At 58.8% G+C, this 14112-nt stretch carries 12 protein-coding genes and 1 pseudogene; 10 read left to right on the forward strand and 3 right to left on the reverse strand.

What is annotated here, in order from left to right; all coding sequences use genetic code 11:
* Positions 1–229: 229 nt before the first annotated feature.
* Positions 230–997, reverse strand: a complete 768-nt coding sequence (locus ACI77D_RS27750) for a siderophore-interacting protein (protein WP_407017925.1) — start codon at positions 995–997, stop codon at positions 230–232.
* Positions 994–1515 carry a PadR family transcriptional regulator gene (locus tag ACI77D_RS27755; RefSeq protein WP_064450883.1) on the reverse strand — a complete coding sequence of 174 codons (522 nt, stop codon included), beginning with the start codon at positions 1513–1515 and terminating at the stop codon, positions 994–996. The genes ACI77D_RS27750 and ACI77D_RS27755 overlap by 4 nt, the downstream gene beginning before the upstream one ends.
* A gap of 541 nt (positions 1516–2056) precedes the next feature.
* Between ACI77D_RS27755 and ACI77D_RS27760 the strand changes: the two genes are divergently transcribed.
* The 10 genes from ACI77D_RS27760 to ACI77D_RS27805 all read left to right on the forward strand — a co-directional run bounded on the left by ACI77D_RS27760 (position 2057) and on the right by ACI77D_RS27805 (position 10791).
* Complete coding sequence (locus ACI77D_RS27760) at positions 2057–2566, forward strand: fimbrial protein (protein WP_064450884.1); 510 nt, start codon at positions 2057–2059, stop codon at positions 2564–2566.
* A 94-nt stretch (positions 2567–2660) separates the two neighbouring features.
* Entirely contained in the window at positions 2661–3182 is a 522-nt protein-coding gene (locus ACI77D_RS27765) for a fimbrial protein (protein WP_407017926.1), read from the forward strand.
* A gap of 19 nt (positions 3183–3201) precedes the next feature.
* Positions 3202–5814, forward strand: coding sequence for an outer membrane usher protein (locus ACI77D_RS27770; protein ID WP_407017927.1), 2613 nt, complete (start codon positions 3202–3204; stop codon positions 5812–5814).
* Complete coding sequence (locus ACI77D_RS27775; RefSeq protein WP_064450886.1) at positions 5811–6572, forward strand: fimbria/pilus periplasmic chaperone; 762 nt, start codon at positions 5811–5813, stop codon at positions 6570–6572. The genes ACI77D_RS27770 and ACI77D_RS27775 overlap by 4 nt, the downstream gene beginning before the upstream one ends.
* Positions 6573–6593: 21 nt before the next feature.
* Positions 6594–7178: a fimbrial protein gene (locus ACI77D_RS27780; RefSeq protein ID WP_407017928.1), complete on the forward strand. Its 585-nt coding sequence runs from the start codon at positions 6594–6596 to the stop codon at positions 7176–7178.
* A gap of 10 nt (positions 7179–7188) precedes the next feature.
* A complete protein-coding gene (locus ACI77D_RS27785) occupies positions 7189–7683 on the forward strand; it encodes a fimbrial protein (protein WP_064450888.1) in 495 nt (164 codons plus the stop codon).
* A gap of 29 nt (positions 7684–7712) precedes the next feature.
* The gene (locus tag ACI77D_RS27790) at positions 7713–8192 is read left to right on the forward strand and encodes a fimbrial protein (protein ID WP_064450889.1); all 480 of its coding nucleotides are present in this window, start codon (positions 7713–7715) and stop codon (positions 8190–8192) included.
* 11 nt (positions 8193–8203) lie between these two features.
* Positions 8204–8752, forward strand: coding sequence for a fimbrial protein (locus tag ACI77D_RS27795; protein ID WP_407017929.1), 549 nt, complete (start codon positions 8204–8206; stop codon positions 8750–8752).
* 125 nt (positions 8753–8877) lie between these two features.
* A complete protein-coding gene (locus ACI77D_RS27800; protein WP_407017930.1) occupies positions 8878–9840 on the forward strand; it encodes a fimbrial protein in 963 nt (320 codons plus the stop codon).
* Complete coding sequence (locus ACI77D_RS27805) at positions 9841–10791, forward strand: fimbrial protein (protein WP_064450893.1); 951 nt, start codon at positions 9841–9843, stop codon at positions 10789–10791.
* A gap of 121 nt (positions 10792–10912) precedes the next feature.
* Here ACI77D_RS27805 and ACI77D_RS27810 read toward each other — a convergent pair.
* A pseudogene (locus tag ACI77D_RS27810) lies at positions 10913–14004 on the reverse strand (transglycosylase domain-containing protein).
* Between the last annotated feature and the right edge of the window lie 108 nt (positions 14005–14112).

The following is a 14112-nucleotide window of genomic DNA, read 5'->3' on the forward strand; positions in this document are numbered from 1 at the left end:
GATCAACAGCAGATCAAGAGCAGAGCACGGCGGCCTGGTAGCCGACCTGAGTGGTTGAAGCAAAAGCAGGGCAAAAACAGATCAGGAGCAGAACTGCTTTTCTGTGGGAGCTGGCTTGCCTGCGATGCAGGCACCTCGGTACATCAGGCATACCCAGCTGATGCCATCGCAGCGGTTCGGCGGTCCGACAAGCCAGCTCCCACATTGAGTCTTCAGCGTGCTTGAGGTTCTAGTCTTCTTCGCTGCCTTCGGCGCGCCAGTAACCCACGGCCTTGAGGAACTCTTCATTGACCTTGTGCGTGTCCAGCAGCACGCGCCGCACCTGGCGCGACAGCTTGGTTTCAGTCGCGACGAAGCTGTATAGCGCGCCGCTCGGCAGCGTCAGTGTGCGTACGGTGTCGAGCAGGTCATCCTGGCCGCGCACCACCCACATCACGTCCACATCGGCAGCACTTTGCAGGGCTTGCTGTTCCGCCGCATTGGCGATTTCAATCACGGCCAACACCTTGCGGCCCGCCGGCAATTCCTCCAGGCGGCGCGCGATGGCGGGCAGGGCGGTTTCATCGCCGATCAGCAGGTAGCTGTCGAAGATATCCGGCACGATCATCGAACCGCGTGGCCCGCCGATGTACAGGTGTTGGCCTACCTGCACTTGCTCGGCCCATGTGGAGGCAGGGCCGTCGCCGTGCAGCACGAAGTCGATATCCAGCTCGCCGATGCTCAGGTCAAAGCGACGCGGCGTGTAGTCACGCATGGCCGGTTGCGGTCCTTCACCCTTGATGTTGAAGGTCGGGCTTTCGAGTGCGGCCTGTTCGGCGGCGTTCTGCGGGAACAGCAGTTTGATGTGGTCGTCGCTGCCCAGGCTTATAAACCCCGCCAGTTCCGGCCCGCCCAAGGTGACGCGGCGCATGCGTGGGGTGATATCGACTACCCGCAGCACTTGCAGGCGACGACGTTTGATTTCGTGGGTGACGCGGTGGATAGCTTGCGTATTCATTGGTCTTTCCCGTCGGCAATGGCTTGAGCGGTGCGATTGAGCAGCGCCGCGACACGAACGATTTCTTCCGGGCTCCAGCGCCCGTGGTGCGAATGCAAGGCGTGACGCAGGTTGTGTACCGCCTCGTGAATTTCCGGTGGGCGGTCGTGGCCGCGTAATGAGCGTTTGCTGACGTCGATGCGCATGCGCACACCCTCCAGCGCAACGGCTTGTTCGCTTAGGAAGAGACGACCGGCATCGGTAATTGTGTAGCGTTTTTTTCCGCCGTCGGCGTCGCCCTGGATCAGATCGCTCTCTTCAAGAAAGGTCAGGGTGGGGTAAATCACGCCGGGACTTGGGGTATAGGCGCCGTCGAACAGGCTTTCGATCTGGCGGATCAGGTCGTAGCCATGGCAGGGCTGTTCGGCGATCAGGGCCGGCAGCAACAGTTTCAAATCACCGGGTGCAAACACCCGGGGGCCGCGACCGCGACCTGCGCGGGGGTCAAAGCCGTCGCGCTGGTGAGGATGGTCTCGCATGGTAGGAGCCTCTGTGTGTGTCTAGATATAACTTAAGATATATCTTACAGGCTGTGCAATGGCTCCCGACAGACGGTCCTCCACGCCTCGTGGCACTCTCCAATTCGCTAGTTGCTTTACTTGAGTAAGTACATTGTTTTTTAAACTATGTAATCCTGTTCTTACATACCTATCCGACAATAAAATATTCTCATTAACCTCCTCGTAGTCTACTTCCTACGGCTGTTTTGAAAGTTTTGGCAAATAGCCATAACTTTCCTATGTGTATTGATGTGTCAAGGCTACGTCATTAAGCGAATCTCCCGGCTTACATTTTCAAGTCTGAAATAGAAACTTACCTGGCTTCGAACGGGTCATGATTTGCAATGCAAATAGTTGGAAAAACTTTTCACACGGCACAGTGTGATTCGAACTTTTTGCCGAGCTTTAATCAGGCGTTACACCCTCTTCGTTGCGTGCTTAACCAGCCTTGCGCACCACTGCGACAGGGTTTTTCTATGACACTTAATGACTGTGTGAGTACTTGCAAATGAAAACCAAAATGAAAACTGCACTGTTGTCTATCGGGCTGCTGCTGGGGTCGATGTCCGTGGCTCAAGCGGCGGATGGAACGGTTACATTTTTGGGGTCTGTCCACTCGGGTGCCTGCTCTATTAAACCTGACTCTGTAGATCAGACCGTTCGCCTGGGGGCTATCGCGAAGCATCAGCTGCAAGCAGGCGGCAAGTCTGAAGCCCGCAGTGTGCGGATCGAGCTTGAAGGCTGCGACCTGACGGGCCTCACCGACAACACCGTCACCACCACTTTCACCGCGTCACCGTCGAGCGCTGTACCGGGTGCGATCGGCACCGTCGGGGGTGCCGGCAACATCGGCATCATGATGACCCATGGCGGCCAAGTGATTGACCTGGGCACCCCTACCACCCCGCAGGCCATCACCACCGGCGACAACACGTTGGAGTTCGGTGCCTATGTGCAAGGCGCCGCTACCGGCGACATCGTCCCGGGTGATTTCAGCGCGGTCACCAACTTCACCTTGGCTTATCAGTAAGTTTCCCCCCCCGTCACCCAACGGTGACGGGGGGACGCTGACGGGAGATAGATAGGTGAGGACATTCATAAGTTTCGCTATTGCCTCTTCATTGATGATGCTTATCGCCCCCGATGTTTGCGCGCAGGACACTGCGCAAGGCGATGGGATTGTCACGCTGGGAGGAGAGATCGTTGACTCCGCCTGCGGGCTGGAAGCAGTCAGTGCCGATCAAACCATCGAGATGCCTCCTGAACCGATAGGCCGGCTGTTGCGCAATGCGACGGGCGTACGACAGCCCTTCCAGTTGCGCCTGGTCAATTGCTCATTGACTCGTCCCGACCCATCGCGGCCCGGTGTAAACCTTCCCGATTGGGAGCATCTGCGCGTGACCTTTGACGGTCCTCACGACAGAGCAGGGCGTTCCTTTGCCGTCTTTGGCGGCTCGCAAGGGGTCGCGCTGCACATTGAGGACGCTGCGGGTCAGGAGAGTGTTCCGGGTGAGCCGATGGCTTTGGTGCCGTTGGTCAATGGCGACATGACACTTCACTACACCCTTCGCTTGGTCGGCAATGGACTGCCGCTGGTGACAGGTGCTCACACGGCCGCAGTGCGGTTCAAGCTGGAATACTTTTGAACATTGACGGGTTGTTTTAATGTTGAATACGTCCAAGGTCAAAACTACGCTCCGTCCCACTATATTTGGCGGGTTAATGTCACTGGCAGGCACTGCACTGGGTGCCGGGGATATCGAGTTTAATACCGATGTTCTTGATCTAATTGATCGCACTAATATCGACTTGTCTCGTTTTGCGCGCAGCGGCTTTATTCTGCCGGGCACTTACGCGATGGTTGTACAGATCAATAACCAAGTGATGGCTGAGCACTCGGTGGCGTTCTACCCTCCCGATAATGATCCCAAAGGCAGTCAGGCCTGTTTGTCACCGGCGCTGGTGGAACAATTGGGCTTGAAAGAGTCCGGCGCCGCCACCCGTGCGTGGTGGAAAGGCGGGCAGTGCCTGGATACTCAAAGTTTGCCAGGCATGGAGGTCAGTGGTGATTTGGCCACCGCCACACTGAACATTAACGTCCCACAGGCCTACCTTGAGTACAGCGCTATTAACTGGGACCCGCCCTCCCGTTGGGATGATGGGGTGCCCGGGTTGTTGGTTGACTACAACCTGACGGCGCAATCGAACTACCAAAGGAATGAGCGGGCCCGCAATAACCTCAGTGGTAACGGAACCGTGGGGGCCAATGCCGGGGCCTGGCGCCTGAGGGCGGATTGGCAGGGGCGTGTCGAAAAAGGCCGTGAAGGGCCAGCCGGGAATCGCCAACTGGAGTGGAGCCGTTACTACGCGTATCGCGCAATTCCTGCGTTGAAGGCGCGCTTGGTGGTGGGTGAGAACTACCTGTATTCCGACCTGTTCGACAGCTTCCGCTTCACGGGTGCTGCGCTCAATTCGGATGAAAGCCAGCTGCCACCCAACTTGCGTGGTTACGCCCCGGAAGTCGTCGGGGTGGCCAAGACCAATGCGAAAGTCGTTATCAGCCAACAGGGGCGTGTGCTGCATGAAACCCTGGTCGCGGCGGGGCCTTTTCGCATTCAGGACCTTAATGACGCTGTGACCGGCAAGCTGGATGTGCGGGTGGAAGAGCAGGACGGCTCGGTGCACTCTTTCCAGATGGACACGGCGGGCGTTCCCTACCTGACGCGACCGGGGCAAGTTCGTTACAAGGTGGCGACCGGTCGACCGACCAATCTTCAGTACGGCGCCGAAGGTGACGTTTTTGGCACCGGCGAGTTCTCCTGGGGGATCAGCAACGGCTGGTCGCTGTTTGGCGGCGGTATGTCGGACAACAACTACCGTGCGCTGTCTGTCGGGGCGGGGCGTGACCTGCTGGCATTCGGGGCGGTCTCGGTGGATGTCACGCAGTCCCACGCAAGCGTGTGGAACGAGTCGCTCTCGGGTAAATCCTATCGGCTTCAATATTCCAAGAACTTTGAACAGTACGACAGCCAGGTGACCTTCGCCGGTTACCGGTTTTCCGATAAGAACTTTTTGAGTATGGCCGAATACCTGGATGCCCGTCATTACGGGTTGAACGGCGAACTCGGCGGGCGCGGGCGGTACAACGAGAACGGTGAATACAGCGAGGACTGGAGGCCGATAGGTGGCAGCAAGGCCCTTTATACGGTGACGGTGAATAAACAATTTCGTGACCTGGGCGCCACTGTTTACGCCAGTTACAACAAGCAAACGTATTGGGACCGGCCGGACACCCAGCGTTGGAACCTGTCGTTGTCCCGCTACTTTAATGTGGGCTCGGTCAAAAACATGAGCCTGTCGCTGAACGCGTACCGCACGCTGGAATACAACTACAAAGACAACGGCATGTCGCTGACGGTGAGTTTGCCGTTGGGGCCCACCGGCACACTGTCGCTGGATGCCAATCGGTCCGCAGGCGACAACACGTTTTCAACGCGCTACAGCGATCGCCTCAATGAGCGTAATAGCTACCAGCTCAGTGCAAGCAACAACTCCGCCGGTGGTTATCTGAGTCATATCGGTGACCAGGCCGACATTGATGTAAGCGCCAGCACGCAAAAAGGCAGTTACAGCAGCCTCGGTGTATCCGCTCGCGGCGGTGGCACGCTCACACCTTACGGCGCGGCGCTGCACCGTACCAATAGCACCGGCGGTACCCGTCTGATGGTCGATACCGCAGGTGTCGCCGATGTGCCTGTGCGCGGTTATGGCACACCGACCCGCAGCAACGCTTTCGGCAAGGCGGTTATTTCCGACATCAGCAGCTACCAGCGTACGGCGGCCAGTGTTGATCTGGAGAAGTTGCCGAGCAATGTCGAAGCCACTCAATCAATGACGCAACTGACGCTCACCGAAGGCGCTATCGGTTATCGATCGCTGGACGTGATCGCCGGTGAGAAAGCCATGGCTGTTCTGCGCCTGCCGGACGGCAGTTCGCCGCCCTTCGGTGCGACGGTGAAAAACCTCAAACAGCAGGACACCGGGATTATGAATGACGGCGGCAACGTCTACCTGAGTGGCATTCAGCCTGGGGAGCAGATGAGCGTCAGTTGGGGAGGGGATGCGCGATGCATCTTCACGCTGCCTGTCATTTTGCCAACCGATGGTTTGACCCATGCCCTGCAACTGCGCTGCCAACTGGTAGCCAATGACCCTTCCTTGCCCGAGCCCGCAGCGCTGACCGGCAAGCGTACCGATATGGAGAACCCATCCTCATGATGCTAACTACACGTTTCACACCTCAGGCTCTTGTGCTGCTGGCGCTAGGCTTGAGCCAGAGTGCTAACGCAGCTGTCGGCCTGGACCGTACCCGCGTGATTTTTGATGGTGGCAAAGATGCCACCAGCGTGAATATCACCAATAACAATACCCAATTGCCGTATTTGGCCCAGGGCTGGATCGAGGATGAAGAGGGCAAAAAAATCACCACGCCCCTGATCGTGCTACCGCCGGTTCAACGCTTGGAGCCTGGGAAGCAAAGCCAGGTGAAAGTTCAGGCGCTGCCGGCGGCGAAATCGTTACCGCAGGATCGGGAGACGGTCTACTACTTCAACTTGAGGGAAATCCCGCCGCGCAGTGACAAGTCCAACACCCTGCAAATTGCGCTGCAAACCCGGATCAAATTGTTCTACCGGCCGCAAGCGATTACGCCAAGCCAGCAAGACCTGTCCAACCCTTGGCAGGAAAAACTGACCCTGACCCGCGAAGGCGACCACTACCAGGTGAGCAACCCTACGCCTTACTACGTGACCCTGGTGGATGCGCGCGACAGCAAGGATGGCAAAACCGTGCCGGGGTTTGTGCCAGTGATGGTCCCGCCCAAAGGCACGCTTCAACTGGGCCCGACTGCCACGGCCCTCGGCACAGCGCCCTATTTGGCCTACGTGAATGATTACGGCGGCCGTCCGCTGCTGGCGTTCACCTGCAGCGGCCAAACGTGCAAGGTCAATGTGCAAGCCTCAGCGCCTAACAAGTAATGCCAGCGGCCGGAGAAAGTCATGAATTCGCACAATGTGAAGGTCCTGGGCGGCCTGTTGCTGGCCTTTATGGGGAGTGCATGCGCCGTCGAGGACGGCGAGGATATCGAGGGCATGAGCGGCATGCTGAATGTTCTCGGGACCATGCATGAATCCCCTTGCAGCCTGGAGATGACATCGGTTCATCAGACGATTGACCTGGGCGCCGTATCCACCAGCCAACTGCAGCGGCCGGGTGATCAGGCGACATCGGTGGCCTTTCAGTTGCGCTTCAGCGATTGCCACCGCACCGCAGGCAGCATCCGCAGTGAGCGAACGGGGAACCTGGCATGGAGTGCTTTTCAACCCGTGCTGTCGGTAGCGTTCATGGCGCCCGCCGATGCCGATGATCCACGGTTGGTCAAAGTGCTAGGCATCACCGGGATGGGCCTGTATTTGACCGACGCCATGGGACGCAATGTACAGCTCGGCTCAAGAGGCGAACCTTTGTTTTTGACCTTGGGCAGCGATACCCAGACCTGGAATGTTCAACCCACGCGCACCTCTGCACCGCTAAGCAGCGGGGCATTCAAGGCTGTGGTGGATTTCAGGCTCAATTATGAGTGAGGGCAGAACAATGGCTAAGTCAAGCGGCTCGCGGGCCCTTCTTATCGGTGGCGGCCTGCTTTTGGCCGTCAGCCAAAGCGCGCAGGCCGATACGAGTCTGACCATCCGCGCGGTGATCATCGCGCCCCCGCCGTGTGTGATTAACAGCGGCGGTACGCTGGATGTGCCGTTCGGCAATGACCTTCTGACGTCACGGGTTGACGGGGTCAATTACCGCCGGGACGTGCCTTATACCGTCACCTGTGATTCCCCCTTCAACAACGCGATGAAGCTGGAACTCAAGGGCACAGGCGCTTCGTTCGACAGTCGCGTGCTCTTGACCCGCAAGACAGACCTTGGGGTAAAGCTGTTCGTCAATGGCGCTGACTGGCCATTGAATACGGCCGTGAATTTTACCCATCCAAACTTTCCGGTCGTGCAGGCGGTGCCTGTCAAGCGCGCGGGCAGCAGCCTCACGGGAGGCGCATTTGATGCCGCCGCCACCCTCGTGGTCGATTACCAATGAAATCGATTACCCATCAAGAGAAACGACCCATGACATTTTGGCAGCAGCGAGCGTTGCTCGCCTTGTGTTCCATCGGCCTTTGCAATGGTGCGTCGGCCAACCTGACGTTCAGCGGAACACTGAACGAGCCTCCGCCCTGCACGATTGATGCTGGAAACACCATTGAAGTCGACTTTGGGGACGTCGGTGTAAAGCGCGTCGATGGTGAGAAATACCGTAAGGGGGTCGGTTACATCATCAGTTGCGGCAACGACACGCTGCCGTGGGAGTTGAAGTTGAGTGTTAACGGCACAGCCACGGCGTTTGATGGCTCGGCGGTGCAGACCAGTGTGCCTGACCTTGGCATCCGGCTGTTTCAAAATAACGTGCCGTTTCTACTCAATACGCCACTGGACATCAGCCTGTCGTCCCCGCCGACATTGGAAGTTGTACCCGTCAAACGGCTAGGGGCCGTACTGACCCCCGCAAGGTTTACAGCGGTGGCCACGCTGTTGGCCGAATACGAGTAGGAGTCGAGTCTATGCGACATGAAAGGGTTCATAAGGGTTGGTCATGTGGCGGTCTGGCATTACTGCTTACCGTGGGCCTCGCCTCCAACGGCCATGCGGCCGACAACTTGAGTTTCAAGGGCAACCTGGTTGAAGAGGCCTGCACTATTCGGCCGGGCGACGAGGCCATCACGCTGGAACTCTGGGACATCACCAGCAAGCACCTCTATATCAACACGCGTTCACAGGGTCGCGGTTTCAAGCTGCACCTGGAGGACTGTGACACTACGGTTGGCAAGACGGTCACCATCACGTTCGGCGGTACAGAAAACCCGGCGCTGCCCGGGTTACTCGCACTGGATGGAGGCAGCGGCGCCTCAGGCATTGGGGTTGGTATCGAGACCCTGAGCGACAAGCCGTTGCCCTTGAATGCAGTCAGCGACGAACAGGTGTTGAGTGATGGCAGCAACAGTATTGAGCTCAAAGCCTATGTGCAGGGCGAGCCGAATGCCATCAGGGATCAGACCATAGAGCATGGTGCGTACACCGTGAGTTCTACGTTTACGTTGGACTACCCATAGGTGTGAAACATCATTCATAGGCTGAAAACAGCCTCATGCAAACCTCAATTCTCTTCTGGGCTGCCTTAAATCACGGACTGCATGTTCGTTGTGGGGGCTGGGTAGATAAACAACGAGAGATCAAAATGAAACGACTCGATGGAGCCATTGTGCTTCTCGTCTTGACAGGGTTTACCACCACCGCAAGAGCCGTTGATTGCCGTGTCAATGGAGGCGTGTGGACAATTGTCGGCGGGGGCAATATAAACTTGCGGGTCCCCGTAAACGTCCGACTGGACACGGCACAAAACCGTATCCTACTCGAAGGGGCGAGGCTCGAATGCCGATACACAATCGGCCCTCAGACCCCATCTAGAGCGGAGGACTACTGGGCAACCGGCAACGGTACACCCTGGGCTCCCGGCCCGAAGTTCGCTCAAGAAGGCACCGGCTTACGAATAAACGGAACGTACCGAAATACCTCGGTTCCCGTTGGAATTCGGGCGGCCACCATGCCGGATAACACGGTCGCATACCCGATTGATATAACGCCTTATATACTGATGCGTAATAGTCCGGGGAGCCCGATCGACATTCGAATCGGGGATACCCTCGGGGTATTACGTATGGTCCAGACAAACAGTGATAATAGCGGTTCAGTGCAACTGACCGTTACTTACACCGCCAACAACAACTTCACCGTCTCCCCCTCAACGTGCTCGATCAATAATAACAACCCGATCGAGATAAACTTCGGCGACGTACATCAACGGGCAATAGGCACCGATCCTTTAACCACCTCCATTCGCAGCGACCGCAGACTTTCCTACGCATGCCCGGATGCCGGGATTACCACGCCGATCACCATCACCTACCAAGGTAGCCCATCGTCGTTCGACACGCGTCTCTTGAGGATGAGCAACTCCGACGTAGGCGCGGCCCTTGTTCGTGCGGGCTCTGCGGTTCAAGTCAACGGTTCGTTCCTGACTCGGATTACCAACAGCGTGGGAGGCGACGATGTCACGTTTACGCTGGTTCGTCGCGCGGGCTCATTACCCACCACCGGTGCCATAACCGGCAGCGGTGTACTCGTGATGGGAGTGCCATAAATGAAACGACTCATTGCAACTGTTTTGCTTCTCGGCGCTGCTACCACCGCGCAGGCTGTCGACTGTCGGGTTAATGGCGGAGCCTGGCAAACGGGCAATCCCAATTTAAGTGTGCCCGTTACCGTTCGCTTGACCGAAGATCGTACGAGGATCTTGATGGAGGGTGCACAGCTTGAATGTAAATTCTCCCCGGGTTCACAAAGTCCGTCTTCCCGGCAGGACTACTGGTCTACAGGGAACTCGGCGGGCACCCCCTGGACGCCTGGCCCCAAATTCACCAGCGAAGGGACTGGTTTGCGAATAAATGGAACGTACCGCAATACGCCTGTTCCGGTTGGCATACGCGCAGCCACGATGCCTGACAACTTTGTGGGTTATCCGATCGATATCACGCCCTACATTCTGATGCGTAACAACCCGTCCAATCCGATTGATGTACGAATAGGCGATTCACTCGGGCTCCTGCGCCTTACTTCCACGAACAACTACGGCGCAGCCACGGCGAGTCTCACCGTCACTTACCGCGCCGCCAACAACTTCACCGTCTCCCCATCAACCTGCACGATCAACAATAACAACGCGATCGAGATCAACTTCGGTGAAGTGCACCAGAGAGCAATTGGCACCGATCCGCTGACAACCACCATCCGCAGCGACCGTAGGCTCACCTACACCTGCCCGGACCCTGGGATTACCACGCCGATCACCATTACTTACAAAGGCAGCCCCTCGTCGTTCAATACGCGCCTGCTGATGATGACCAATCCGGACTTGGGCACAGCCCTTGTCCATGGGGGGGCAGCGGTGCAAGTCGGCAGTTCGTTCCTGACCCGCATTACCAACAGCGTGGGGGGGGACGATGTGACGTTTTCGCTCGTTCGGCGAGCAGGGTCCCTACCGATTACGGGTGCCACAAGTGGAAGTGGTGTTCTCGTGATGGGGGTGCCATGACGCGGGCAGGTTGAGGCACAGGCGTTTGCGCGTATTCGCACCGGCCAGACCGGGCGAGTGCGCCAGACACTGGAAATCGACCGGGCGAAGATTACCCGGCCGTTTGCCAGGCGGCTGTTTTTCAGTGCTGACCCGCTACCGACAGACACAGGGTCTGCTCACCTGGCTTCAAGTACGGCATAAGAATCGGCGCCATGCCCTTGAGCACCTGCACGGGCAGCGCCGAGGTGAACTTGAAACCTTGCGCTGAACTGCCGGGTACAAACGCGGTGAGGGTGCCGAAGTGGCGGTCGCCGATATAGAACACAAAGGTGGCGGTGCGGTTGATCGACTTGGAACTGAGCACCCGCCCGCCGGCGCCGATGGCTTCAATGCGGTTGTCGCCGGTGCCGGTCTTGCCGCCCATGGCCAGCGGCGTGCCGTCGTCCAATTTGAAACTGCCGGCCACGCGCTTGGCGGTGCCGGCATCTACCACTTGAGACAAGGCCCCGCGCAACGCCCGCGCCACCTCCACCGGCATCACCCGTTTGCCGGTGGCGGGGTCGTTGATCACCTGGGTTTCATGGGCGTACCGGCAGCAAAGTGCAGGCTGTCGATGCGCACCACCCTCGCGCGCACACCCTCGTTAAGGATGATCCCCATCAGTTCTGCCAGCGCCGCCGGGCGATCGCCGGAGCTGCCAATCGCGGTGGCCAGTGACGGCACCAGGTGGTCGAACGGATAACCGACCGCCTGCCAGCGCTGGTGAATATCGAGGAAGGCTTCCACCTCGAGCATGGTACGGATGCGACTGTCGCGTGCGCTCTGATGGCGGCTTTTGAACAACCAGCTATAGACCTCCTGGCGTTCGAATCGACTGGCCTTGACCACTTCGCTGAAGGTCGCCTCGGGATGGTTGAGCAAGTAGCCGATCAACCACAGGTCCAGTGGGTGGACCTTGGCGATATAGCCCTGGTCGGGCAGGTCATAGGTGCCGGGGCCATAGGCCTTGTAGAGTTTTTGCAGGCGCTCGTCGGTGAGCTTCTCACTGGTTTTAACGCCGGTCAGGTGCGCGCGCACGAACAGGTTGAAACTGTCCTGGTTGGCATTGGGCAGCAGGTAGCGGTGTACGGCGGCCAGGCGAATCGGCGTGGGGCGCAGGCCGTCGAGAAAGGTATCGAGGCGCGCCTGGGTGTCTTTCTTCTGGTACTTCTTCCAGAACTTGCGCAGGAAGGTCGTACCCTCGCGGTCGGCAAAATCGGCGAGGTATTCCTGGCGGCGCGGGTCATTGTCGTCCTTGAGCAACTCGGCGCTGTTGTTGGCGCCGGAATAGGTGGTGTAGCGCACCACATCACGCATCAGGCGAATGAACGGCAGGTTGATCGACTCGCGCAGGGCGTCGCGCAAGGTCGGGCTGCGGCCGTTGTCTTCGTTGCGAAAATTATGGAAGTGATGCAGGCCGCCGCCGGTGAAAAAGCCTTCGTTGGGGCTGGCCGAGTAGGTGCGATCAAGGGCGCTGTCGAGCATTTTGGCCAGGGATTTGTCCGGTGTCTGGATCAGGTAGTCGAGGGCCCAGCGGCTCAGGCGGTCCTGGTCGTCGACGGCGACTTTTTTCAGCGCGGCGGGGGCTTGGGCGGCGTACTTGTCGTGCAGCTCGGTGATGATTTGCAGGTAAGTGGTCAGCACCCGCAACTTGGCGGTGGAGCCCAGTTCCAGTTTGCTGCCTTCGTTGATATCGAAAGGCTGGTCGGTGTTGTCAGTTTGTACGCGTACCCGTGAGCCATCTGGCGTCAGCTCGAATAACGTGAAGCTGTAGCGCACTTGCGCGGTGTTGGCCGGGGTCAGCAGGCGCTCGCCAAGCAGGCCGATCTGGCGCGCAAAGTCGGGGTCGGCGAGGTGCTTGAGGTAATCGCTGACCTGGCCCTGCAATGGGGCTTGCAGGGTGGTGGTGGCCGAGAGGTCGAAGCGGTCGAGGTCGTACAGCGGTCGGTCGAGCAGGGCGGCCAGGCGTGCACGGGCCATGCTGATGCCTTTGTTGGTCTCCACGGGCTGCACCGTCGGTTGTTGTAACCAGTCGCGGTAGCTGACGTTGGTCGCCAGTGCGGCTTGCAGCAGTGCCGGAGTAATCACGCCGTTCTGCGCCAGCAGCCGTAGATGGCTGTCGGTGAGTTGGGCCAGTTCTTCGCGGCCTTTGGCCAGATAGTGCGAAGGACGGCGCTGGGCGATGATCAACGACAGCACTTCACGCAAGGCCAGGCCTTGCTCGGCGCTCACCGGGCCGACCAGCGCCTGGTTGACCTGGTTGAAATCGGCGCCGTACCACACCCGCAAACCCTCGGCCAGGCCATGCACTTCGCCGTGGCCGGGCACCGCCGACAGCGGCACGCTGTTGAGGTAGTCACGCAGGATATTCTGCCGTGCCGGTAAGGTGTCCGGCCCATCGCGATAGGCGCGCACGGCGGCGGAAAACATCTGCCGCAGTTTTTCCTCGCCCGATACGGTCAGGCCATCCGGGGAATGACGGTACTTTTCCAGCTGGGTCGCCAAGGTACTGTCGCCGGCACTCTGGCCCGGCAGGTGCAGCACCTTGGCGACCTGTGACCAGGCGGCCTTGGCAAAGCGCGGCCAGTCCACGGCAGGGTTGGCCTGGGGCTGGGTGGGGTCGAGCAGGTCGCGGTTTTCGATAAAGAGCAGGCTGTTGACCACCACGGGCGGGATCGCCGCGAAGCTTTGGTACAGCTGTTGCGGGTAGTTGTACTGGTACAGCGGCACGGCGCGGCAGTCGGTAATGGACAGCCCGGCCTGGATCTTTTCCGCATAGGGCACAAACAGGCCCTTGGCGCTGTAGTCCATCAGTGCGGGTGAAAAGCGTGCCTGGGCCTCAATCACATAACCGCGCTTGAGCAGGCGCGGCAGGAACGTGCCGAGGTCGCTGTAACCCAGGCGTCGGTCGAAGGGACCGGCTCCCGGATAGGTAATGGCCTGACTGGGGCCGGGCTTCACCTGATAGGTGAGGTCGCGCGCCAGGCGGCTGAGTTCCTGGGCCTGCAGACGGGAGGTGCGCATCTCTTTGGCGGCGGCAAACCCCAGGGCAATCAGCGCCATCAACACAATCAACCCGACGAGGCGCCGTACATAGCGGGGCCTGGGTTTATTTTTAGGTAAAGGCGCTGGGTCCGAACTGCCTTGTAGTTTCGCAGCCTTGCTCGATTCGGTTTGCCACAGTGCGCCCATAGTCGATTGATCCTTAACGCAGATTGATCGGACTTGCCTGAAGCTTAGTCGCTGAGGGCGGGGTGTGAGGGATTTGTGTGTCAGGCATATCGCGGTGGCAGGTTTTAG

This window comes from Pseudomonas sp. O39 (assembly GCF_045447295.1).
GTDB classification, from domain to species: domain Bacteria; phylum Pseudomonadota; class Gammaproteobacteria; order Pseudomonadales; family Pseudomonadaceae; genus Aquipseudomonas; species Aquipseudomonas antarctica_A.

Coding starts and splice junctions, on each gene's coding strand:
- ACI77D_RS27800 (WP_407017930.1), top strand. CDS start 8,878: ATGAAACGACTCGATGGAGCCATTGTGCTTCTCGTCTTGACAGGGTTT.
- ACI77D_RS27765 (WP_407017926.1), top strand. CDS start 2,661: ATGATGCTTATCGCCCCCGATGTTTGCGCGCAGGACACTGCGCAAGGC.
- ACI77D_RS27755 (WP_064450883.1), bottom strand. CDS start 1,515: ATGCGAGACCATCCTCACCAGCGCGACGGCTTTGACCCCCGCGCAGGT.
- ACI77D_RS27785 (WP_064450888.1), top strand. CDS start 7,189: ATGGCTAAGTCAAGCGGCTCGCGGGCCCTTCTTATCGGTGGCGGCCTG.
- ACI77D_RS27790 (WP_064450889.1), top strand. CDS start 7,713: ATGACATTTTGGCAGCAGCGAGCGTTGCTCGCCTTGTGTTCCATCGGC.
- ACI77D_RS27805 (WP_064450893.1), top strand. CDS start 9,841: ATGAAACGACTCATTGCAACTGTTTTGCTTCTCGGCGCTGCTACCACC.
- ACI77D_RS27770 (WP_407017927.1), top strand. CDS start 3,202: ATGTTGAATACGTCCAAGGTCAAAACTACGCTCCGTCCCACTATATTT.
- ACI77D_RS27750 (WP_407017925.1), bottom strand. CDS start 997: ATGAATACGCAAGCTATCCACCGCGTCACCCACGAAATCAAACGTCGT.
- ACI77D_RS27780 (WP_407017928.1), top strand. CDS start 6,594: ATGAATTCGCACAATGTGAAGGTCCTGGGCGGCCTGTTGCTGGCCTTT.
- ACI77D_RS27795 (WP_407017929.1), top strand. CDS start 8,204: ATGCGACATGAAAGGGTTCATAAGGGTTGGTCATGTGGCGGTCTGGCA.
- ACI77D_RS27775 (WP_064450886.1), top strand. CDS start 5,811: ATGATGCTAACTACACGTTTCACACCTCAGGCTCTTGTGCTGCTGGCG.
- ACI77D_RS27760 (WP_064450884.1), top strand. CDS start 2,057: ATGAAAACTGCACTGTTGTCTATCGGGCTGCTGCTGGGGTCGATGTCC.